We start from the raw sequence: 22,069 nt of genomic DNA, 5'->3' as shown, positions 1-22,069 counted from the left end.
GACAGGAATGAGTAAAAGTCACCCTGCTTCTTCAGAGAGGAACGCCTTTAGGCTGTGAGCGTTCCAGGCAGATGCTTTGAAGTCCTCCTCGAGCTGTTTCTTTGAATCTTAAAGTAGGAGAAACCGGTACAAGGGCCGTTATCCCGAATGAGCGTGCGCTTTATCAAGTAAAGCGTAAATAAAGGTGGTACCGCGACCAAACTTCTGTCGTCCTTTTTGGAGAGAGAAGTTTTTTGTTGAATAAAAAATGGTGGAGGTCAGTAAAAAATGACAGAACAAGCGCAATTGCCTAAGAAGTATGATCCGCAGGGGGTTGAGCAGAAATGGTATGAGCATTGGGTGAAAAATGGATATTTTGAAGCAAAGGGAGAAGTGGAGAAAGAGCCGTATGCGGTAGTCATTCCTCCGCCGAACGTGACTGGTAAGCTTCATCTCGGGCACGCGTGGGATACAACATTGCAGGATTTGTTGACGCGGGCGAAGCGGATGCAAGGATACGATGTTTTGTGGCTGCCAGGGACGGATCACGCCGGAATCTCGACGCAAGCAAAGGTTGAAGCGCAGCTGAAAGAGGAAGGTACAAGCCGCTATGAACTTGGGCGTGAGCGCTTCATTGAGCGAACGATGGCGTGGAAAGAGGAGTACGCTGAGCACATCCGAGCACAATGGGAGAAGCTAGGCCTTGGTCTTGACTACACGAGAGAACGTTTTACGATGGATGAAGGCTTGTCCAAAGCCGTACGAAAAGTTTTTGTTGATCTTTATAAGAAGGGGCTCATTTATCGCGGGGAGTATATCATTAACTGGGATCCTGACACAAAAACGGCCTTGTCGGATATTGAAGTTGAATATAAAGATGTGAATGGGCATTTCTATCATATGAAGTATCCATTAACCGATGGCAGTGGGTTTATTGAGATTGCTACAACGCGTCCTGAAACGATGCTCGGAGATACAGCAGTCGCAGTACACCCTGATGATGAGCGTTACAAGCATCTTATTGGTAAAACGGTAATGTTGCCGATTGTTGAGCGTGAAATTCCAATTGTGGCCGACGATTATGTCGATCGTGAATTCGGTTCCGGTGCCGTGAAAATTACGCCAGCTCATGACCCGAATGACTTTGAGGTTGGAGACCGCCACAATTTGCCACGTGTACTTGTCATGAACGAAGATGGGTCGATGAATGAGAATGCTGGTGTTTATCAAGGTCAGGATCGTTTTGAGTGCCGAAAAAATATCGTTAAAGATTTGCAAGCGCAAGGCGTACTTTTTCACATTGAAGACCACGCGCATTCGGTTGGGCATTCTGAGCGAAGCGGAGCAGTAGTGGAGCCTTATTTATCGACACAATGGTTCGTAAAAATGGCGCCGCTCGCCAAGCAATCGATCGATTTGCAGCGTAATGAGAGTGAAAAAGTGAATTTTGTTCCTCAGCGTTTTGAAAACACATATATGCGGTGGATTGAAAATCTTCGTGATTGGTGTATTTCTAGACAGCTATGGTGGGGGCATCAAATTCCAGCCTGGTATCATAACGAAACAGGCGAAGTGTATGTTGGTGAAGAGGCGCCGGAAAACATTGACCAATGGACACAAGATGTCGACGTCCTAGACACATGGTTTTCTTCAGCGCTCTGGCCGTTCTCCACGATGGGCTGGCCTGATGAGAATGCAGCGGATTACAAACGATACTTCCCGACAGATGTGCTCGTCACTGGGTACGATATAATATTCTTCTGGGTATCCCGCATGATTTTCCAAAGTATCGAATTTACAGGAACGCGCCCATTTAAAGACGTATTGTTACATGGTCTTGTGAGAGATGAGCAAGGTCGAAAAATGAGCAAGTCGCTCGGTAATGGTATTGATCCGATGGAAGTAATTGATCAGTACGGTGCGGATGCATTGCGGTACTTTTTGTTAACAGGAGGAACACCAGGGCAAGATTTGCGCTTTTCGATGGAAAAAGTCGAGTCAACGTGGAATTTCGCTAATAAAATTTGGAACGCATCACGCTTTGCGATGATGAATATGGAAGGCTTTACGTATGAAGAGATTGACATTGAAAAAGCGCCGTCGATCGCGGACCGATGGATTTTAAATCGTCTAAACGAAACAATTGTGTCCGTCACCCGCAATTTTGATAAATACGAGTTTGGCGAAGCAGGACGCGCGCTGTACAATTTTATCTGGGACGACGTTTGTGACTGGTATATTGAAATGGCAAAGCTTCCGTTGTATGGCGAAGATGAAGTCGCAAAAAATCAGGCTCGCTCCGTACTTGCGTATGTCCTTGATCAGACAATGCGCTTGCTCCATCCATATATGCCTTTTATTACCGAAGAAATTTGGCAGCACCTCCCCCATGAAGGAGACAGCATCGTGATTGCCGAATGGCCTAAACCAAGTGATGTTGTCGCTGATGAGGATGGATCTAGGCAAATGGTTCGCATTATGGACATCATTCGTGCTGTGCGTAATATTCGCGCCGAGGTTAATGCACCGATGTCAAGACCGATTAAGCTGATTGTAAAAACGAAAACGAGCGAGATTGCTGAAGAACTTAAAACACAATCCGCCTATTTAAAGCATTTTTGCCAAACGGAAGAATTGACGATTGATCACAAGGCTGAAGGGTCGGATAAGGCGATGTCGGCTGTGTTAACAGGCGTGGAGCTGTTTATTCCAATCGAAGGGCTCATTGACATCCAAGCCGAGGTGGAGCGTTTAGAGAGCGAATTGGCGAAGCTTGATAAAGAGGTCGCGCGTGTCGATGCGAAGCTTGCGAACGAGAAATTTGTGAGCAAGGCGCCAGCCGCTGTTGTTGAAGAGGAGCGGAAGAAAGCCGTCGATTATAAAGAGAAAAGAGCGGTCGTTGCTGGACGAATTTCGGAATTAAAGGAACACCAATGACCTATCAACAAGCGCTGGCATTGATCCAAGGCAGAGGAGCATTCGGGATAAAGCCCGGACTCGACCGAATGCTTCGCCTTGCTAAGGCGGCGGATCACCCAGAAAATAGCGTTCCAATTGTTCATATCGCCGGAACGAATGGAAAAGGCTCCACTTTGCGTATGTTAGCGAGTGTTCTCGAAAACGCAGGATATACCGTTGGCACAATGAGCTCACCAGCTTTAATGGAGTATCGCGATCAGCTTTGTATCAATCAGCATCCAATTTCGGAAGCGGATTTTAGCACGTACGTTGCTGAAGCAGAAAACATCGCGCAAGCACAAACTTGGGATGATGTTGGTGAACCGACCGAATACGAAATGCTCGCCCTCGTTTTCTTTTTATGGTCGAGAGCATTAAAACCTGACATCCTTCTCGTTGAAGCGGGGTTAGGCGGCAGACTTGACATGACCAATATCGTTCAGCCAATGTTAACAATAATTACGAGTGTCGGAATGGATCATGAAGCCATTTTAGGTACAACGCTTTCTGACATTGCAAGAGAAAAAGCAGGCATTATTAAGCCGAAATGCCCTGTGATTTCCGGTGCTCTTGACGATCACGCCATACATGCCATTCAAGAGAAAGCAATTGCAAATCACAGTCCTTACTATCAAATAGGAGAACATTTTTCATATGACGACCTTACATACGATAGTAAGGGTATCTCCTTCACGTTTAATGACAGGGAAGGTAGCATTGTCGCCAATGACTCATCGTGGAATGTAGGCTTATACGGCGGTTATCAGGCTCATAATGCTGCCCTCGTCTTGAAAGCGATCAATGTGTTGTCGAGGATACAGTTTTCTATCCCTGTAGAAGCAGTCGACACTGGCTTAGAAGAGGTGACGTGGCCGGGGCGGTTTGAGGTGATCACTAAAAATCCGCTTGTCATCATGGATGGCGCCCATAATCCGGCGGCGATTAAAGCGCTATGCGTAACGGTGCAAGCGCGGCTCAAAAATCAATTTGCTCATATTCTGTTTGGCGCTTTTCAAGATAAAAATATTGTGGAGATGCTAGACGTTCTGGAGCATTCGCATGCTGACGTTACGCTGGCCCCTTTTGCCCATCCGCGCGCCTGGACAGTAGTCGATTGTCAGAGGTATAAAAAAGGTCGTGATGTGAGCGTCACTGATTCTTGGCAGAAGACTTTAGAGGCATGGCTGCAGGAAGATATACCTATCGTCATCACAGGCTCATTGTCGTTTATTCAAGAAGTACGTACGTATTTTAGTTGACGGTGTCTTAAAGGAGGACTCGGCACATGGAAGCCTTTTGGATTGGGTGTTTTATGCTGATCGGCTTGATTGCAGGCTCTTTTTTCACCCTTGTAGGCCAGCGTGTGCCGCAGTCGATGAGCATTATTACCCCGCGTTCTCATTGTGATATGTGCTCTATCCAACTAAGCTGGTATGAACTTTTGCCAATCGTGTCCTACGCATGTCAGAAAGGGCGCTGTCGCCACTGCGGGGACACGATTTCAAGCATTTTACCTTTGACAGAGATAGGCACATCTCTCTTGTTTGGCTTGGCGATTGCTATTTTTGGGTTTCAATGGGATACGGCAGTCGCCTTACTCCTTATTGCCCTTTTACATATGGTCTCAGTTGCAGACGTTTATTATATGAAGATCCCAAACAATATTCTTCTCGTATCCGGTGGTCTATTAATGGTCATCCACATTTTACATCCGGAAACGAGTTGGTCTGCATCGATGATTGGTGCTGGTGTTGGCTTCGGTGTTTTGTTTTTTATTATGTTGGTCAGTCGTGGCGGAATGGGTGTCGGAGATGTCAAGCTGTTTCTAGTCATTGGTTTTGTAGCAGGATGGAAAGAGACACTACTCATTCTGTTTCTCGCTTCTTTATTAGGTGCGCTATTTGGAATCATTTTTCGTTTGGCAGGCCGTCTTAAAAGAGGAGAAGCCATTCCTTTTGCCCCCTTCATTTCAGGAGCGACGATCCTCATTTTGTTTTGGGGTGATACAATGATGAAGTGGCTCGTTGCTGGTTCCTAAATAGGTTTTAATAAAAAAAGAATTGTCTATTTGTTGTTTTTTTATCCGTGGCGTGTTGCCTCTAGTCCTCTCAGGTTCTATTCACGTCTTTGTTTACCTTCTCAACTCGGCTAATGAGCGTCGTCAAGTGCAATATATGAAGGTTGAAATGAAGCCTAAAAAAGTCTATGTCTACATGCTATGAACATCAACTCTATCGTGAGTTGTTGTTCTTTTTTTGATTCTACGAAAATATACTAGACAGTAAAGAATCAGTTGGACAGGAGGTCACGTGTTGAACGGAAAAAAAATGAGGAAATCGCTGTACTTGTGAACGGAAAACCTGCACGCCACGCCATTGTTCATGATGAGAAACAATGGGGGCAAACCTCTCATCCTCATACTCATGTAAAGGAAGAGAAGCGAGAGGAGTTAGTGATCGAGAGTAAGGCTATGGACTGGGTATTACCTAACTTTAATGCTGAAAAGAAAACTTACGAAAAAACCGTCGAAAAGCTGTCTTTTCTAAACTTAAGCAGGGCAAGGCCTTTTACGGGAAAGAAATGTTTTTTCCGCATTTTCAGCCGTGATTGTAGGGATCTTTTTCGGCTTTTGTCTTTTATATCTTTTTTCAGATCCTCATTCCTCTGTGGCATCTTCCCAGGCGGACATTACGTCTACGTCAACAGCGTCTGTTTCACAGATTGAGCCGAACAGCTCGTCGTTTTCGACCACTTATGAAGGGTATGCGGTCCAACTCGGTGTTTTTGAGGATGTAAAAGCTGCTGAACAAATACAAGAAAAGCTTAACGAACAAGCTGTTTCTGTCTTTTTATGGAATTCCAATGGACAAACGTATTTGATTCACCGGCTGGCTGCCAGTGAACTCGCTGGAAAGAAGCTGGCGGCCCAGTTGCCTAATATCGAAACGTACGTAAAACCTTTTCGTGTGGAGCTTCCGGAGACGAATGTAGCAAATACTACACTCGCTGTACAACAAGCGCTGGACGCTGAGCAAACGCTGGCTGAAGTTCGTGCGGTTGTGAGTGAATCAATGCAGGGTTCAGATAAGACAGCGTGGCACGATCAATTATTAGAAGCTAATTCGCGCAGTGAAATAGAGAACCTTACGACCAAAAAGCTATTGGAGCTTTCGGCCGAATAACGTGAATTGGTTGAATAAAAAACTTCTTGTTTCAATTGATAGGATGAATGTCTATCTTTCCGTCATAAAAAATGCTCTCTTAACGAAGCCTATGAGCAGAGAAAATGGATTTTCTGCATTTTTAAAGGAGAGGGAGGTTTGCTACACTTGCATACACCTTTCTCTCCTCATGTGTTTATTAAAGAATGGAAGTGTTTGAATGAATTCTTTAGTCCTCGCATCCGGCTCACCTAGACGTCTTCAGTTACTCGAATCCTTCGGCTATCATTGTACGGTGGTCCCTAGTCAAATCAATGAGAAATTTGCTCAAGCTGCAAGCCCGCAAGAAAATGCCAAACGTCTTGCCTATGAAAAGGCACAAAACGTTTATCAGTCTTTGCACACCTCTCGTATTGTTTTGGCAGCAGACACTGTTGTTTCTTCTGATGATGAGCTGTTGGCGAAGCCGCAAAATAAGGATGAGGCTGCTTCGTTTTTAAAGTGTTTATCAGGGAAGGTTCACCACGTATCGACGGGAGTGGCGATCGTGAATGGAGCGGTAGATGAAGTGTTTGTCGAGACAACAGAAGTGCACTTTTGGCCTCTCTCGGAGGCGGAAATCACCGCTTATATTGCTACGAACGAGCCTTATGATAAAGCTGGAGGCTACGGCATTCAAGGCACTGGAGCATTGTTTGTCAAGCAAATTTATGGAGACTATTATAATGTCGTCGGATTGCCCATCGCTCGGACATACCGTAAGCTTCAGCGTTTTGGATGCCACCCTTTAGTAAAATGAAAGAGGTGGGTTATGAACAAGCCGATCATGATTCGGGATGTGCCGCAAAACGACCGGCCGAGAGAGCGGCTGATCAACCATGGGGCGAAGCATTTGTCGAATCAAGAACTTCTAGCAATTATTTTGCAAAGTGGGACGAAGGATGAATCCGTCATGCAGCTTTCCTTGCGCTTGTTGACCGCATTTCCGTCACTCGCGCAATTGCAGGAGGCATCTTTAGCTGAATTAACGTCAACGAAAGGTATTGGTCAAGCAAAGGCGACCTTGCTCCTGGCCGTTATGGAATTGACTTGCCGGCTAGCGAATGAAAAAGGGGGCGCTCCGACGGTCATTCGTAGTCCACACGATGCTTCGATGTATGTTATGGAAGAAATGAAGCACCTTAAGCAGGAGCACTTTGTCTGTTTATTCTTAAATACGAAAAATCATGTGACTGAAAAGAAAACAATTTTTGTTGGAAGCCTAAATGCGTCGATCGTTCATCCTCGTGAGGTTTTTAAGGAAGCAATCCGAGCGTCGGCAGCATCAGTGCTTTGTGTTCATAATCATCCGAGCGGAGACCCCTCTCCAAGTCAAGAAGATATAGAGGTAACAAAACGCTTATCAGAATGTGGGAAAGTGCTCGGTGTGGAGCTAGTTGATCACTTAATTATCGGAAATGAACAGTTTATTAGTTTGCGTGAAAAAGGATACATCTAACGCCTATCTAAAATGCGTTCAATCCCTTATAATAAAAGTATTCTTTAAATGACTAACGAATTGAAAAATGATATAAGAATCGTACATGTCTGAATGACGTACGGTCAGGCTGCGACATTGGGATGAGAAAGGGAGTATACATACATGTTTGGATTTGGCAGTTTTACAAAAGATATGGGTATAGACCTCGGAACGGCAAATACTTTGGTCTATTTAAAAAATAAAGGTGTTATTTTAAGAGAACCGTCTGTCGTTGCCATGCGCACGGATACGGGAGAAATTCAAGCGGTCGGAAACGATGCAAAGAATATGATTGGTCGAACACCGGGAAATATTGTCGCGAAACGACCGATGAAAGATGGCGTCATTGCTGATTTTGAGACAACGGCAACGATGATCAAGCATTTTATTAAGGAAGCCCAAAAGAACCTTTCATCGTTCACGCGTAAGCCAAATGTTATGGTTTGTGTTCCGAGTGGCATTACAGCGGTTGAAAAGCGTGCGGTTGAAGATGCGACGAAACAGGCGGGTGCTAGAGAAGCATATACGATTGAAGAACCTTTCGCAGCTGCGATTGGCGCTGATCTGCCAGTGTGGGAACCAACAGGGAGCATGGTTGTTGACATCGGTGGAGGAACGACAGAGGTAGCGATTATTTCCTTGGGCGGAATCGTTACAAGCCAGTCCATTCGCGTAGCAGGTGACGAAATGGATGATGCCATCATTCAATATATTAAAAAAACGTACAACCTCATGATTGGTGTTCGTACAGCTGAGTCACTAAAACTGGAAATTGGTTCTGCAGGCAAGCCTGAAGAGAAAGAAACGTTAGATATTCGTGGCAGAGACTTACTTACAGGACTTCCAAAAACGATTGAAGTGACAGCCGAGGAAATTTCAGGCGCATTAAAGGATACCGTGGATTCGATCTTAGAGGCCGTGAAAAATACATTAGAAAAAACGCCTCCTGAACTCGCAGCTGATATTATGGATCGCGGCATTGTTCTGACCGGTGGAGGTGCTTTGTTGCGGAATATGGACAAGGTGATGAGCGAGGAAACAAAAATGCCTGTTCTCGTAGCAGAAAACCCTCTTGATTGTGTAGCCATAGGAACTGGAAAAGCACTTGAGAATTTGCATCTATTCCGTTCAAAAGCAGGTATAACCGCACGCTCGCGTAAGTCGTAAAGGGGTGCTTGCATGCCTCCTTTTTTGAAGAATAAACGCTTAATTCTTTTGCTCGTCTGTATCATTGTTCTTGTGTCATTGATCGGCATTTCAATGAATGAACGTCGAGATTTGACTTGGCCCGAAGTGTTTATTAAAGATGTCGTTGGCTGGGGGCAATGGGTCGTTCAGGCGCCATTATCGGGGATTCAAGAAGTGGTTGAAAATGTAGGTGATCTTCGCAGGGTATATGAGGAAAATGAGCTATTAAAGTCACGAATGGATGAGTATTCAAGTATGGCCGTTCAAGTCACTGCGTTAAAAAAGGAAAATGAGGAGCTGCGGAATTTATTAAAAAAGAGGACAGCCTCTCAGGTTATTCAGCGATTCATGCGTCTGTGATTGGGCGCAACCCAGATCGCTGGCATGAGCTCGTGACAGTCAATCGAGGTTCGCAGCACGGCGTGGAAAAAAATATGGCTGTGATGACTGCCGAGGGTGTCATTGGCCAGATTAGAAATGTTCAAGCGTTTACGTCTACAGTTCAGCTTTTAAGTAGTGAAGAAAGAACGAATACCATCTCGGCCATTGTACAGGGAGACGAGTCCATTTTTGGTTTAATTGAAGGGTTTAATGAAGAGCGGGAAGCACTCATGTTTACGAAAATAAAAACGAGCTTCGATATTACTGAAGGGGCAACAGTCATCTCCTCAGGTCTTGGTGGCAACTTTCCGAAAGGGCTTGTGATCGGTACCGTATTGGAAGCCGTTCCTGATGAGTATGGTTTGACGCAGACAGCATATGTGAAGCCGGCTTCAGATTTTACGAGATGAGCCATGTCATGATCATTGATCCCGAGATTACTCCTGTGTCGCCTGAGGATGTTAATAGCGAGGAGGAGGAGTAATGTATAAATTCCTTCTTGCCTTTGTTGTGCTGATTCTCTTTATGATGGAAAGCACGGTAACTGAGTGGCTGCCTGGTGCTTTTGGAGAGCAGGATTGGCTCGTTATACCGCACTTTTCTCTCGTAGCAGTTTTTTTGCTCGCTTTCAAGCAAGGACGTTCGCTCGGCATCCTCTACGGCATTTCGATGGGCTTACTTTACGACGTATATTATACTGGACTCATCGGAATATATGCGTTCTCATACACGCTCATGGCTTATATGATCGGGGTGTGGTCCAAATATTTTCAAGACACACTGATCGTGGCGCTCATCGTTTGTACAGCGGGTATTGCTGCAGTTGAATGGATCACCTATGGGGTTTTATTGTTTATCGGTTTTACATCGGATCCGTTGCAAGCTTTTGCGTATGTACGTTTATTACCGACTCTTGTGTTTAATGCCATTTTTTGTATTATCCTCTACAAGCCATTTGAGTACTTGATTGCAAAGGCTGAATTTGCGGATCCGATTAAAAATTAAGAACGTCTTAATGAAAAAGGGTTCTTTGTCAACGTCGTCGAATCCATTTGCTATGAGGTGAAAAGCATGCGGGAGCATACACAGCAAAATGTAGCTATTAAAGGCACTAAAGACGGTTTAACACTTGTTCTGAACGATCAGTGCAGCTATGAAGAGCTCCTGGCAGAACTAAAGGATAAACTAGCAAGTACACCGGTGGAAATGGACCGGTCGTTACTTGTTGATGTGAGATTAAAGACAAACTATCGTTATTTGAACGAGGAACAAGAGGAAGAGTTGAAAGAGCTCGTGCGGAAAGAGAAGAACTTAGTTGTCACAGCGATCGATTCGGATGTCGTGTCTGTGCAAAAAGCGCTCCAGTGGCATCGTGAGCAACAGATCGAACGCTTAGTTAAAGTTGTTCGCTCTGGTCAGGTGATTGAGACACCAGGCGACTTGCTACTCATTGGGGATGTCAATCCCGGAGGAACGGTTAAGGCTGGTGGTAGCATTTATGTCATGGGTGCCTTAAGAGGTACGGCCATTGCTGGTGCCTCTGGTCGTAAGGATGCAGTCATTTGTGCTTCTGTAATGCAACCGATGCAGCTTCGAATTAGTGAAGTAGTGAGTCGTCCACCAGATACCCATCAAGAAGAACAAACGATGGAATGCGCATTTGTCGATGAGGGAGCAGATCAGATTCGTATCGACCGTCTTCAAATTCTCGCTCAAGCTAAGTCGAAACTTATGAAGCTAGAAAGGGGAATGTAAGGTGGGAGAAGCTATCGTCGTCACATCCGGTAAAGGGGGCGTCGGAAAAACGACGACCACCGCCAATCTAGGAACGGCTCTGGCACTTGCCGGAAAACACGTTTGCCTCGTAGACACTGATATCGGTCTACGGAACTTAGATGTCATTATGGGGTTAGAAAATCGAATTATTTACGACCTTGTTGATGTCGCAGAAGGTCGATGCAAACTTCAGACGGCACTCATCAAAGACAAACGGTTTGATGCGCTTTCCTTGTTACCTGCTGCCCAAACGAAGGACAAGACATCTGTGCAGCCTGAGCAAGTGAAAGAGGTTATTGATACGTTAAAGCAAGATTTTGATTTTGTCCTGATTGATTGTCCGGCTGGAATAGAGCAAGGATTCCGCAATGCCATTGCTGGTGCGGATCTATCGATCGTCGTGACTACACCAGAACTTTCATCAGTTCGCGATGCAGATCGGATCATTGGGTTGCTTGAACAAGAGGAGATCGGATCACCGAGGCTGATCGTTAATCGCATCCGTTCACACATGATGAAAAAAGGCGATACGATGGACGTCGATGAAATCGTGTCTGTTTTAGCGATTGACTTACTCGGTATTGTCGCAGATGATGATTCGGTCATTAAAGCGTCAAACAATGGTGAGCCAATTGTAATGAATCCGGATAACAAAGCGTCACTAGCTTATCGCAATATGGCCAGGCGTATTTTAGGAGAGTCTGTGCCTTTAATGGCAATAGATGAGAAAAAGACGATTTTCCAAAAAGTCAAACATTTCTTCGGTATGCGTGCTTAAATAACTTTGGTATTTCCGCCAGCTTGGCGAATGCGCTCGCGTACCTGCCGCTCTTCCCTTCACAAGTGAAGGGTTTGTTGCTCGTTTGTTTATTCATTAGAATTGTACGTGACCCATAGGATCGATGCAGGCGAAAATCAAAAATGGTTGATTTTGTCTGCATGTAAGCATGTGTGTGTTTAAAAGCGCACCATGCTTTTTTTGCTTTCACAGGAATTTGCTAACCTTACCTCTCCATGTTGTGAATTGCTGCTTTTTTATGGTGGTGGAGACAAGCCGGCATATGTAGCGATTTAGCACATAAACTTGTACAAAAAGGAGGAGGGGTTTGGTTTGAGACGTGCCGATCAAGTCCGAAAAAGCATTCGACAAAAAATGAAGCGTCAACAAATGAAGGCGACAACGTATGAGCATAAGGATTTGCCAGACAAGGAGCCGGTGAAACAAAGCACAGCATCGACGCATCCACTATTTCGTCTGGACACGTTTTTGACAAAAATGTTGCTGGCAGCACTTTTATTTTTACTAAGCGTCGTCATCGTCCAACGTGATGATCCGTTGATGGATGAGCCGAAACGTTTCTTATCAACGGTCATGACCGAAAATTATTCTTTTGCGGCTGTTGAAGAATGGTATAGTGCTCATTTTGGCGAACCTTTTGCTTGGCTACCTTTTACTAAAGAGTCGACCCAGCCTTTAGCCTCGGAAGATCAGACCATCGAAGACATACCGCAGGGGCCTGCTGACAATTTAGCCCTTCCGGCGAGTGGACAGGTCGCAAAGCCTTTTAGTCAAGATCATCGCGGCGTCGTCATTGAAACAGGGCCCAATACAGAAGTGAAAAGCATTGATTACGGCTATGTCATTTTTGCAGGGACAAAAGACGAGTTAGGGAAGACTGTCATTGTCCAACATAGTGATGATACGGAAACATGGTATGGAAACCTCGACGAAGTATCTGTACAGCTATACGACTTTATCGATGACCGTCAAGTTGTTGGAGCTGTGAAAGGGACAGAGACGTCGGCCCAGTATTATTTTGCTAAGAAATACAAGGAATCTTTTGTAAACCCGTTAGAGGGGACATTCGATTGACTGTTCGATCGCGAATTTATGTTCATCCACTATTTTGGGTAGTGGCAATGACAGCAGTTGCAACTGGGTACTTTCGCCAGCTTCTCATTGTCGTAACCGTTGTATTAATACATGAAGCGGGACACGCATTCGCGGCGCTTTTTTTTAAGTGGCGGTTAGAGCGCATTGAATTATTTCCTTTTGGTGGAGTCATTCATACGAATGCCTATGGCAATGCTCCTTTTTATCAAGAGGTGATCGTTGCCATTGCCGGGCCGTTACAACATATTTGGCTTCTTTTCATTCCTTTTTCTTTATTAAATATTTTGCCAGGCTTTACGGTAGAGCTCTATTTTTTTTGGCTTGGCTGTAATGCCTCCCTCCTTTGTTTCAATCTCCTGCCAATTCATCCGCTTGATGGAGGCCGCTTGCTTTATGCAGTTCTTTCATTGTTTCAGAACTATAGTCGAGCGACGAAGCGTTATGTCATTCTGTCTTCCTTTTTTTGTATCATAGCAGTCAGTACAGCTGTGCTTGTAAAGGTGTCTTCCCTCCATATGTGGCTTATGGCATTGTTTTTAATTTATACACATTTAGATTTGTGGAAAAAGCGCCCTTATGCCTTTATGCAATTTTTAATTGAACGCGCTGGCAAGCAAGATCCTTCGCTTTATCGGGTGAATCAAAAGACGGTTGCTGTTCATACACCTCTTAGTGAAGCGTGTTGCGAGATTCATCGTGGGATAAAGACGTGTTTTTATGTAGAAGTTGATTCGCGAAACATACCTCTCTGGGATCATCAAGTTGCTAAAGCCTATATGTCAACAGACGGGAATAAGCGCGTGATTGGTGATCTTTTGCACCCTCCTACAGAAACGAGGTACAATACGCAATAGAGTGGAGGGATGCTTATGGATGTGAGAAGAGTGTTCATTGATGGGCAAACCATTCCGAAGCGGCTCGTTGCGGTGGAAAATGGTGCGCTTAGTGATATTGTGATTGAGGAGGAAGGCGATCGTCCTCAACTTTTTGATATATTTGTCGGGCGAGTTACCAAGGTTGTACCTTCGCTTCAGGCGGCTTTTATTGACTTTGGTGCAGAGAAAGAAGGGTTTTTGCCAGTAAGTGAGTTGACCGCAAAGGGGTCAGCCTCCATCCGATCCGCTTTGTCACATGGTCAAAAAGTGTTGGTGCAAGTTAAAAAGGAGCCGTTTGCCGATAAAGGGGCACGCTTGACAATGAAGTTAGAGTATCGAGCTCACGGGCTAGTTTATATGCCTGAGAGCGATTATATTGCTGTGTCAAAAAAGATAAAGGAGCAAACGGCGAAAGAACGCTTACTCTCACTAGCGAAGCGCGTCTGTACAAAAGGTGAAGGGGTATTATTTAGAACAAATGCAGAAGCAATACAAGACCTCGCCTTAGAGGCATCTTTTTTTAGTAAGAAAAAAGAGCATGAAGCGATCTGTCATCAATTTCGTCAGGCTTCTAACGTACAACGTTTATCACGCCAAGCTTCAAAAATTGAAGATTATTTAGTTGAGGCGTCACAGCAAGCAACGCTTCACATTGTGACAAACAGCCGATCATTGAAAAACAAGCTTTCGGCAAACTTTATGACCGACCAAGTTCACTGGGAGATTGATGAATGTGGGAGTTCCTTGTTTCCTAAGCATGGGATTGACACTGCAATCGCAAGTGTTTTGTCAAATGTCATTTCTTTAAAAAGCGGAGGAGAGCTTGTCATCGAGCCTACTGAAGCGATGACTGTCATCGATGTAAATACGACAAGAGCGCTAGGTGGACGGGAAAAAGAGCAAACCATTTTTGTAACGAACCTTGAAGCGGCACGCGAGATTCCGCGGCAGCTACATCTGCGAGACATTGGCGGAATGATCGTCATTGATTTTATTGATATGCAAGACAAAAGTATGCGACAGAAGATTGAGGCAGAGTTGTTACGGCGTCTGAAACAATACAAAGCTCGAACAGAATCGTTCGGCTTTACAGCCATGGGGATGTACGAGTTAATTCGTAAGCGGGGAGGTCGACCACTCTTTGAAAGGCTTGAGCAGTCATGTTCACGTTGTCAAGGGACTGGGCGGGTCGTGTCAGATGAGGAGTTTCTCCGCCGCATACAAGAAGTCGTTCAATCTGCATATCCAGATCGTGATGAAGAAGCTGTATTGCTTCGTCTCCATCCACAATGGACAAGTAACCCTTCATTTATCGCAACACTGCATCGGCTACAGCTGCATCCGCGCGTATTTATTAAGGCAGATGCCAGTGTAAAGTATGATGCTGCTGACGTCATACGGGCAGGCAATGTTGACGACATGAAGGGAGCCGCTGATGATTGTTGACATTGTTCAATTGTATATGGTAGAATTTCAAAGGTATTTGTAGCGCCCCTCGGAGCTGCTGCAAACCGCACATTTATTGGTTCTAAGCACACAGTGCACCATAAATGGCGAGTCTTGGTACAAATTAAGGGAGGTGCATTGAACGTGTACGCAATTATTGAAACTGGTGGCAAACAAATTAAAGTTGAAGAAGGCCAGGAGATCTACGTCGAGAAGCTTGACGGAGAAGAAGGCTCAACGATTTCTTTTGACAAAGTTGTTTTTGTTGGAGGAGAAGCTGTTAAAGTAGGCGCTCCTTATGTTGATGGTGCGACTGTAACGGCAAAAGTAGCAAAGCAAGGTAAAGCAAAGAAAATTACGGTTTATAAATACAAGCCGAAAAAGAATTACCGTCGTAAGCAAGGTCATCGTCAGCCTTACACAAAATTAACTGTCGAAAAAATCAACGCGTAAGCGATGGTTAGGATACATGTATCCCGTGATCTAAAGACGAAGCGTTTTAAGTCTGTAGAGATTACCGGGCATGCGGAAAGCGGTCCATATGGACAGGATCTCGTGTGCGCAGCTGTTTCAGCTGTCTCCATTGGTGGTTTGAATGCTGCTATGGAGCTTTCTGGTCAGACGTTAGATATTGAGCAGAATGAACACGAAGGCGGCTATCTTGCTTGTAAAATTCCCGCGAGCGTGAGTGATGCTGAAGAAGAAAAGGTGCAGTTGCTTCTCGAAGCCATGCTTTCTTCTCTTCGAACCATTGTACGTCAGTACGGTGAATTTGTCTCTTATAGCGAGAATTAATCATTGTAAAGGAGGTGTATCCATATGTTGAAGCTCGATTTGCAATTTTTCGCATCGAAAAAAGGGGTAGGTAGTACAAAGAACGGTCGTGACTCCATCTCTAAACGTCTTGGCGCGAAGCGTGCCGACGGACAAATGGTTTCAGGTGGTTCAATCCTTTTCCGTCAACGCGGAACAAAGATTTATCCAGGTGTCAACGTAGGTCGTGGTGGAGATGATACGCTATTTGCTAAAACAGAAGGCATCGTTCGCTTTGAACGTGTTGGACGTAATCGCAAGCGTGTGAGTGTTTACCCAGTTGCCCAGGAAGCATAAATCAATGACTAAAAAACTCCGGCCAGAGGTCGGGGTTTTTTTATTACTTTGACCATACTTCTGTCTGCCGTTCTTGTGAAGCTAAACCAATGATCATAGCCCATAGCACATTGAGTCCTTGATACTTGAAATGGTGGCTTTCATATTCTCAATTGTTTTTGCTATAATGGAGTGCAGAAAGATATGTTGAGGAGTCATGACGAGTGATGAAAAACTGGAGCCATGAAGAGTTAATACGGTATTATCGACATGACTGGTTGAATACTTTGCAAATGATCCGGGGAAACCTTCAATTAAACCATATTGATCAAGTGGAACGTATTATAGATGAAGCGCTGTTTAAGGTTGTGAATGAAGAAAAGCTATTTCGGATGAAAACGCCAAGGTTTACCGAGTATTTGGTGACGTTTTCTTTGGTTCCACATTTTTGTCGCCTTGACTATGAAGTGTTTGGTGATGTACGTGCCATTCCTGACTTGGACCAGCAGCTATGTCATCTGTTTGCGTCATTTATGAACTTAATTGAAAGAAGTGTAAATCCAAATACACAGCCATGGGTGTCGTTATCCTTAGAATTCACAGATACCGTCGTTTACTGTAATATCGCTTTTGAAGGAAAGCTGACAGACCCTCGTGCATTACAGAAATGGATGACTCCTTATAAAGTGCATCAGTGTGCTCAATCGAAAGAAGGCATCTTATCAGTTGAGATGACCGCTCATTTTCAAATCGCATATAGATCATGTAAATGAATAAAGCGATTTGGTGAAACGTAGGTGGAAAGATGTTTGTAGATCACGTAAAAGTATATGTAAAAGGTGGCGATGGTGGCGACGGAATGGTCGCTTTCCGTCGTGAAAAATATGTTCCAAAAGGTGGCCCCGCTGGTGGTGACGGTGGCAATGGTGCCGATGTCGTTTTTCAAGTAGATGAAGGATTGCGGACGTTAATGGACTTTCGCTATCAACGTCATTTTAAAGGAAAACGCGGTGAGCATGGAATGTCTAAAAATCAGCATGGTAAAAATGCAGCGCCTTTCATCGTAAGTGTGCCGCCGGGAACAGTCGTGTATGATGAGAAGACAGGAGAATGTCTTGCAGACTTAACTGCCCACCAAAGCAGTGCTGTCATTGCACGCGGAGGGAGAGGCGGTCGTGGCAATACTCGTTTCACGACACCAGCAAACCCCGCGCCTGAGCTTTCTGAAAAAGGAGAGCCGGCTGAGGGGCGGACGATTCGCATTGAATTAAAGCTTCTTGCCGATGTTGGTTTCGTAGGTTTTCCTTCCGTTGGGAAGTCAACACTTCTGTCTGTCATGTCAGCGGCAAAGCCTAAGATTGCCGATTACCATTCACGACTCTAAAGCCAAATTTAGGTGTCTCAGAAACAGAAGATGGGCGAAGCTTTGTCATTGCTGATCTTCCCGGGCTCATTGAAGGTGCTTCTCAGGGGCATGGACTTGGACACCAGTTTTTGCGCCACATCGAGCGCACAAAAGTCATTGTTCACGTCATTGATATGGCAGGGGTTGAGGCGAGAGACCCTCTAGAGGACTTTCAGAAAATTAATGAGGAGTTAAAGCAATATCAATTGCGACTGTTAGAGCGGCCCCAAGTCGTAGCGGCAAACAAAATGGATTTGCCTGGAGCTGAGGAGCATCTTGAAGCCTTTAAAAAGGCTGTCGGTGAGACGGTCACGGTCGTACCAGTGTCAGCGGCAACACGGCAAGGACTGAAAGAATTGACTTATGTCATCGCCGACCTCGTTGAAAAGACACCTGCCTTCCCATTGAATGAAGAAGAAGAGCAATCGTCTCATCAGCTATATAAAGCTGGTGAAGAGGCGCCTAGCTTTTTCATTACGAGAGATAGTGACGGCACCTTCGTGTTACAAGGGTCGGAGTTAGAGAAGAAGTTCCAAATGACGGATTTTTCCCGAGATCAGTCTATTCTTCGTTTTGCGCGGCAAATGCGGAGTATGGGCGTTGACGAAGCTTTAAGGGAAAAAGGAGCTAAAGACGGCGATATTGTAAGAATTATGGATTACGAATTTGAATTTGTTGAATAGCGGCTTTCATGAGAGCATAAAAGCTTTGGGAAATGTTGCGCACCACTTTCTTTATGGAAGCGGACATTGATCTAACAGGTGATGTCTATTGACGATCTTCCAGAAAGGTTCGATTTCGTAAAAGGATTGACTTTGATGGACAAGGGAGGGTTTTGGGTGCAGGACCTCACGGAGCTCTGGGACAAAACACTCGAAAAAATAAAAACAGAAGTGAGTAAACCCAGCTATGAAATGTGGTTTACAACAACGAAAATATATGATCTAAATCATTCCTGCCTTACCGTGGCCGTAGCGAGCGAGAATGCTAAAGATTGGTTATCCGCTCATTTCACTGATCTTGTCGCTGATACGGTTAAAAATATTACCGGTGACGCGCTGCAAATTAAATTTATCGTTCCGCCAAGTGGAAAACAAAAAGCAGATGAACGACAATACAGCGCTAAAAAGGCAACGCCCTTTCAGCCTGAGGACACGTCGCAAGGACCAAAATATTTTTTAGTTCGTGAGGACATTTTGCCTGAAGCAGCTCGAAAAACGTTGCAAGCAAAAGAATTGTTGGAACGAAAAAAAGCGTCAACGATTCATGAGGCCGCTGACCGCGTCGGTTTAAGTCGTAGCGCATTTTACCGCTACAGAGACGCGGTTTATCCGTTTTCAACAATGGTGAAAGATCGGATTGTTTCATTGTTCTTTCACTTGCACGATCATTCTGGGACATTGTCTCGTCTGCTGTCGATTGTGGCAGAGTTTGATTGTAACGTCTTAACGATCCATCAAACGATACCGCTGCAAGGAATGGCGAATGTTACATTATCAATGGATATTTCAAAAATTAATGCAGATCTTGGTGATATGCTGAACGTACTTCGAGAGCTTGATTTTATTGAAAAAGTGGAGCTAGTAGGTACCGGGGCGTAATATGTAACTGAACTTCCGAGGGAGGAAACTTTCATGAGTAAAATAGGGTATTTGGGACCACAAGGAACATTCTCGTCGGAAGCGGTATCCCGGGCTTTTCCGGATGGAGTGCACGTGCCATATACGACCATCCCGTCGTGTATGGATGCGGTGAGTAATGGGGATGTTGATTATGCGCTTGTTCCCCTAGAAAATACATTAGAAGGCTCAGTGAATTTGACGATTGATTATTTAATTCACGAAAATACGTTACCTGTCGTTGGAGAAATTATTGTACCTATTCAACAGCATTTATTAATGCACCCCGACTATGCAGACCAATGGAAGAATGTAACAACTGTGCTGTCTCATTCACATGCTCTCGCTCAATGCCATCAATTTTTACGCCAAGAGCTACCTAATGCGGGCACAGAGACAATGACGTCGACCGCAGCAGCGGCAAAATATGTCGCCGAACAGAGGGAGTCTGTGAATGCAGCAATTGCTAACCGCGCGGCTGCAGATGTGTTTTCTTTGGCGGTTGTTCAAGAAAATATTCATGACCTCGCCAATAACCATACACGTTTTTTAATTCTTCATAAGGAGCCGATCCAGCTCTCGCTGCCGACGGATCGTTTTAAGACGACTTTTCATATCATTTTGCCAAATGATCGGCCGGGAGCGCTTCATCAGGTGTTGTCAGCATTTTCATGGCGTCAGCTCAATATGAGTAAAATCGAATCACGCCCAATGAAAACAGGGTTGGGTCGATATTTCTTTCTCGTGGATATTGATCAAAAGATGGACGATGTTCTTTTGCCGGGGGCGAAAGCGGAGCTGGAGGCACTTGGCTGTCAAGTGCGTACTTTAGGAAGTTATCCGTCGTGGGAGGCAACGACTGAAAATGCAGTTGCGCAGTCAAAAACGTGAATTGGAAAGAAACGGACTATGTCAGCCTGTTGACAAACGCATTCTTCCATCGTCCGGTGTCTTGCTCGTCCATCCGCTCATAAACTGAGGTTTTACGACACAGCGCTCACTTGCACGGTTAGTCTGATAAGCGTTTTCAAGACAGGCTCAAATATAGTAAATATGATCTTCTTTAATGTAGATACAATGTAAAATGACTTTTCTGCACGATGGCGTGAACCCGGAAGATACGGGTTCACGTTTTTTGGGTGATTGTCGGTTATGTTTCCTCCACGAGGAAGCCGGCCTCTCGCAACTTAACGCACGCTTGGTCAATGCAATGCTGATGTAATGATACGATCGTATGGAGGTGAAGCCCTCCTGTTAAACGAAGCAATAAAGAAGCTTGCTTCGATTTAATTTTTTCAACGAATTGATTGACGTCATCAGGGGTTGCGATTTCTAGTCTAGCGACAATTTCACCGTATACTGGGTGCAAGACTGTTACATCTTTAATTTGGCATCCAGATTGTACAATAAGAGATAGCTCTTTTTCCGTATCGTCTTTCTGGTGGTCAACAACGATGGTTTTCTCAATCATCTCCGTTGTTTGTTTCTGGAGGTATAAATATCCTTCAGATGTCGCAATGATCGGTTCTCCACGGGCTTTGAGAAGGGAGATATCCTGAACTATGACTTGACGGCTCACATTGGTTAATTGAGCGAGAGCGCTACCGGTGTGTGCTTTATGTGATTGCTGTAAATGCTTTAAGATCGCTTGTCTTCGTTCTTCTCCAAGTAATTTCTTTCCTGACATGCCCAATCCCCCTCATCATTTCAAGCTTCCAGTTCATTATAACAAATCTTTGTTTGGACGAAATCACATATCCTTTTGTCTTTGCTCATATATTTTTAGTAGCAATTTGCCCATAGGTTCATATACTGCCTAGGGAAACCGTTCAGAAGGGAGCAAAGGAAGTGAAAATTCATATCGTTCAAAAGGGCGATACGCTCTGGAATCTTTCTCAGAAGTACCAAGTGCCTTTTGCCCAGTTAAAGCAAGCCAACACGCAGCTTTCAGATCCTGATCAGCTGATGCCTGGTATGAAAATTAAAATACCGTCTGGCAGCGTACAAGTGAAAAAGAAGCCAAAAGAAACACCTGTCATGCCTGCAAAGCCGAAGGAGGTACCAAAGAAGGAAAAACCGAAAGAGGCACCAATCGCCCATAAACCATACAAAGATAAAACACCGAAAGCGGTTCAGCCTTATCATTACGATGAAAGCATCTCCTTAGATATGCCATTTATGCATCAATCAATGTACAATGTGTATCTACCTCCAGCACCTCAGCCACCGGCTGCTAAGAAGGAGGAACCTAAGCCACCGAAAAAAGAAAAGCCGGTCAAATCTGAATCAGTAGAAGAATCGACACCATATATGCCGCCTCCACCACCAATGATGCCATATCCTAAAGGTCCGTGCGTTCCTTGTAGCCCTGTGCTTCCAGGTTCAGGACTTCCATGCCCACCAGGACAACAACCGTGGGGACATCATGGGCCACCGCCAATGCCGTCTCCTTACCCAGTCGCAGGTGCGCAAATGGATGAATCGTGTGGGTGCGGACCTCAGCCAGGACCGTGGCAAGGATATGGTCCAATGCAGTTTGATGAACAGGATGAAAGTACACCGCAAATGGGAATGCCTGGATATGGCGCAACGATGCCAGCAATGGATGGGATGTCTCACATGCCTCAGCAGCAGATGATGCCAGGTCAAATGGGCAATCCGTACGGTCAGTACGGTCAAATGATGCCAGGTCAAATGGGCGATCCGCATGGTCAGTACGGTCAGATGATGCCAGGTCAAATGGGCGATCCGCATGGTCAGTACGGTCAGATGATGCCAG

20 protein-coding genes, 4 pseudogenes and 2 other annotated features (1 of these 26 cut by a window edge) are annotated in these 22,069 nt (G+C 44.9%); of the genes and pseudogenes, 23 read left to right on the top strand and 1 reads right to left on the bottom strand.

Annotation, left to right across the window (positions count from 1 at the left end; translation table 11 throughout):
• Window positions 1–218: a binding site (T-box leader), on the top strand; it begins 11 nt to the left of the window's first position.
• 49 nt (window positions 219–267) lie between these two features.
• From G4V62_RS11190 to pheA, 22 genes and pseudogenes are all read left to right on the top strand, one after another.
• Complete coding sequence (locus G4V62_RS11190) at window positions 268–2,916, top strand: valine--tRNA ligase (RefSeq protein ID WP_165202235.1); 2,649 nt, start codon at window positions 268–270, stop codon at window positions 2,914–2,916.
• Window positions 2,913–4,196 carry a bifunctional folylpolyglutamate synthase/dihydrofolate synthase gene (locus tag G4V62_RS11185; RefSeq protein WP_165202233.1) on the top strand — a complete coding sequence of 428 codons (1,284 nt, stop codon included), beginning with the start codon at window positions 2,913–2,915 and terminating at the stop codon, window positions 4,194–4,196. Before G4V62_RS11190 ends, G4V62_RS11185 begins: the two co-directional genes overlap by 4 nt.
• A gap of 26 nt (window positions 4,197–4,222) precedes the next feature.
• A complete protein-coding gene (locus G4V62_RS11180) occupies window positions 4,223–4,975 on the top strand; it encodes a prepilin peptidase (RefSeq protein ID WP_165202231.1) in 753 nt (250 codons plus the stop codon).
• A 628-nt stretch (window positions 4,976–5,603) separates the two neighbouring features.
• The gene (locus G4V62_RS11175) at window positions 5,604–6,119 is read left to right on the top strand and encodes a hypothetical protein (RefSeq protein ID WP_165202229.1); all 516 of its coding nucleotides are present in this window, start codon (window positions 5,604–5,606) and stop codon (window positions 6,117–6,119) included.
• Between the two features lie 199 nt (window positions 6,120–6,318).
• Window positions 6,319–6,897 (top strand): Maf family protein, encoded by a 579-nt coding sequence (locus tag G4V62_RS11170; protein WP_165202227.1) that lies wholly within the window; start codon window positions 6,319–6,321, stop codon window positions 6,895–6,897.
• A gap of 12 nt (window positions 6,898–6,909) precedes the next feature.
• Window positions 6,910–7,596 (top strand): RadC family protein, encoded by a 687-nt coding sequence (gene radC / locus G4V62_RS11165; RefSeq protein WP_165202225.1) that lies wholly within the window; start codon window positions 6,910–6,912, stop codon window positions 7,594–7,596.
• A 144-nt stretch (window positions 7,597–7,740) separates the two neighbouring features.
• On the top strand, window positions 7,741–8,784 hold the full coding sequence (locus G4V62_RS11160) for a rod shape-determining protein (RefSeq protein WP_165202223.1): 1,044 nt from the start codon (window positions 7,741–7,743) through the stop codon (window positions 8,782–8,784).
• Between the two features lie 12 nt (window positions 8,785–8,796).
• Window positions 8,797–9,670: pseudogene (mreC, locus tag G4V62_RS11155) on the top strand (rod shape-determining protein MreC).
• Window positions 9,670–10,191 (top strand): rod shape-determining protein MreD, encoded by a 522-nt coding sequence (gene mreD / locus G4V62_RS11150; protein WP_165202221.1) that lies wholly within the window; start codon window positions 9,670–9,672, stop codon window positions 10,189–10,191. The pseudogene mreC and the gene mreD overlap by 1 nt, the downstream one beginning before the upstream one ends.
• Before the next feature lie 66 nt (window positions 10,192–10,257).
• Window positions 10,258–10,941: a septum site-determining protein MinC gene (minC, locus tag G4V62_RS11145; protein ID WP_165202219.1), complete on the top strand. Its 684-nt coding sequence runs from the start codon at window positions 10,258–10,260 to the stop codon at window positions 10,939–10,941.
• Window position 10,942: 1 nt separating this feature from the next.
• Window positions 10,943–11,740, top strand: coding sequence for a septum site-determining protein MinD (gene minD / locus G4V62_RS11140; protein WP_165202217.1), 798 nt, complete (start codon window positions 10,943–10,945; stop codon window positions 11,738–11,740).
• 333 nt (window positions 11,741–12,073) lie between these two features.
• The gene (locus tag G4V62_RS11135; RefSeq protein WP_165202215.1) at window positions 12,074–12,835 is read left to right on the top strand and encodes a M23 family metallopeptidase; all 762 of its coding nucleotides are present in this window, start codon (window positions 12,074–12,076) and stop codon (window positions 12,833–12,835) included.
• Window positions 12,832–13,710 carry a M50 family metallopeptidase gene (locus G4V62_RS11130; RefSeq protein ID WP_165202213.1) on the top strand — a complete coding sequence of 293 codons (879 nt, stop codon included), beginning with the start codon at window positions 12,832–12,834 and terminating at the stop codon, window positions 13,708–13,710. Before G4V62_RS11135 ends, G4V62_RS11130 begins: the two co-directional genes overlap by 4 nt.
• 15 nt (window positions 13,711–13,725) lie before the next feature.
• Window positions 13,726–15,177, top strand: coding sequence for an Rne/Rng family ribonuclease (locus G4V62_RS11125; protein WP_165202211.1), 1,452 nt, complete (start codon window positions 13,726–13,728; stop codon window positions 15,175–15,177).
• Between the two features lie 52 nt (window positions 15,178–15,229).
• Window positions 15,230–15,302: a sequence feature (ribosomal protein L21 leader region), on the top strand.
• Window positions 15,303–15,321: 19 nt separating this feature from the next.
• On the top strand, window positions 15,322–15,630 hold the full coding sequence (rplU, locus tag G4V62_RS11120) for a 50S ribosomal protein L21 (protein WP_165202209.1): 309 nt from the start codon (window positions 15,322–15,324) through the stop codon (window positions 15,628–15,630).
• A 3-nt stretch (window positions 15,631–15,633) separates the two neighbouring features.
• Entirely contained in the window at window positions 15,634–15,972 is a 339-nt protein-coding gene (locus G4V62_RS11115; protein ID WP_165202207.1) for a ribosomal-processing cysteine protease Prp, read from the top strand.
• 24 nt (window positions 15,973–15,996) lie between these two features.
• On the top strand, window positions 15,997–16,287 hold the full coding sequence (rpmA, locus tag G4V62_RS11110) for a 50S ribosomal protein L27 (protein ID WP_165202205.1): 291 nt from the start codon (window positions 15,997–15,999) through the stop codon (window positions 16,285–16,287).
• A gap of 206 nt (window positions 16,288–16,493) precedes the next feature.
• Window positions 16,494–17,039, top strand: coding sequence for a Spo0B C-terminal domain-containing protein (locus G4V62_RS11105; RefSeq protein ID WP_246218397.1), 546 nt, complete (start codon window positions 16,494–16,496; stop codon window positions 17,037–17,039).
• A gap of 32 nt (window positions 17,040–17,071) precedes the next feature.
• Window positions 17,072–18,354: pseudogene (gene obgE, locus G4V62_RS11100) on the top strand (GTPase ObgE).
• Window positions 18,355–18,435: 81 nt separating this feature from the next.
• Window positions 18,436–18,696 (top strand): annotated as a pseudogene (locus tag G4V62_RS20325) (DnaA N-terminal domain-containing protein); the annotation flags it as partial.
• 144 nt (window positions 18,697–18,840) lie between these two features.
• Window positions 18,841–19,272: pseudogene (thrR, locus tag G4V62_RS19900) on the top strand (transcriptional regulator ThrR); the annotation flags it as partial.
• 33 nt (window positions 19,273–19,305) lie between these two features.
• Window positions 19,306–20,181 carry a prephenate dehydratase gene (pheA, locus tag G4V62_RS11090; RefSeq protein ID WP_165202199.1) on the top strand — a complete coding sequence of 292 codons (876 nt, stop codon included), beginning with the start codon at window positions 19,306–19,308 and terminating at the stop codon, window positions 20,179–20,181.
• A 259-nt stretch (window positions 20,182–20,440) separates the two neighbouring features.
• Here pheA and G4V62_RS11085 read toward each other — a convergent pair whose 3' ends face one another.
• Window positions 20,441–20,977: a transcription repressor NadR gene (locus G4V62_RS11085; RefSeq protein ID WP_165202197.1), complete on the bottom strand. Its 537-nt coding sequence runs from the start codon at window positions 20,975–20,977 to the stop codon at window positions 20,441–20,443.
• Window positions 20,978–21,138: 161 nt separating this feature from the next.
• On the opposite strand from G4V62_RS11085, the gene safA reads away from it, so the two are divergent.
• A partial coding sequence (gene safA / locus G4V62_RS11080) for a SafA/ExsA family spore coat assembly protein (RefSeq protein WP_165202195.1) occupies window positions 21,139–22,069 on the top strand: 931 nt, incomplete at its 3' end.

The sequence above is a fragment of the Litoribacterium kuwaitense genome, assembly GCF_011058155.1.
GTDB lineage: Bacteria > Bacillota > Bacilli > Bacillales > DSM-28697 > Litoribacterium > Litoribacterium kuwaitense.
Note: the sequence above shows the minus strand (reverse complement) of the source record. Positions and strands in the feature narration are given on the sequence as shown.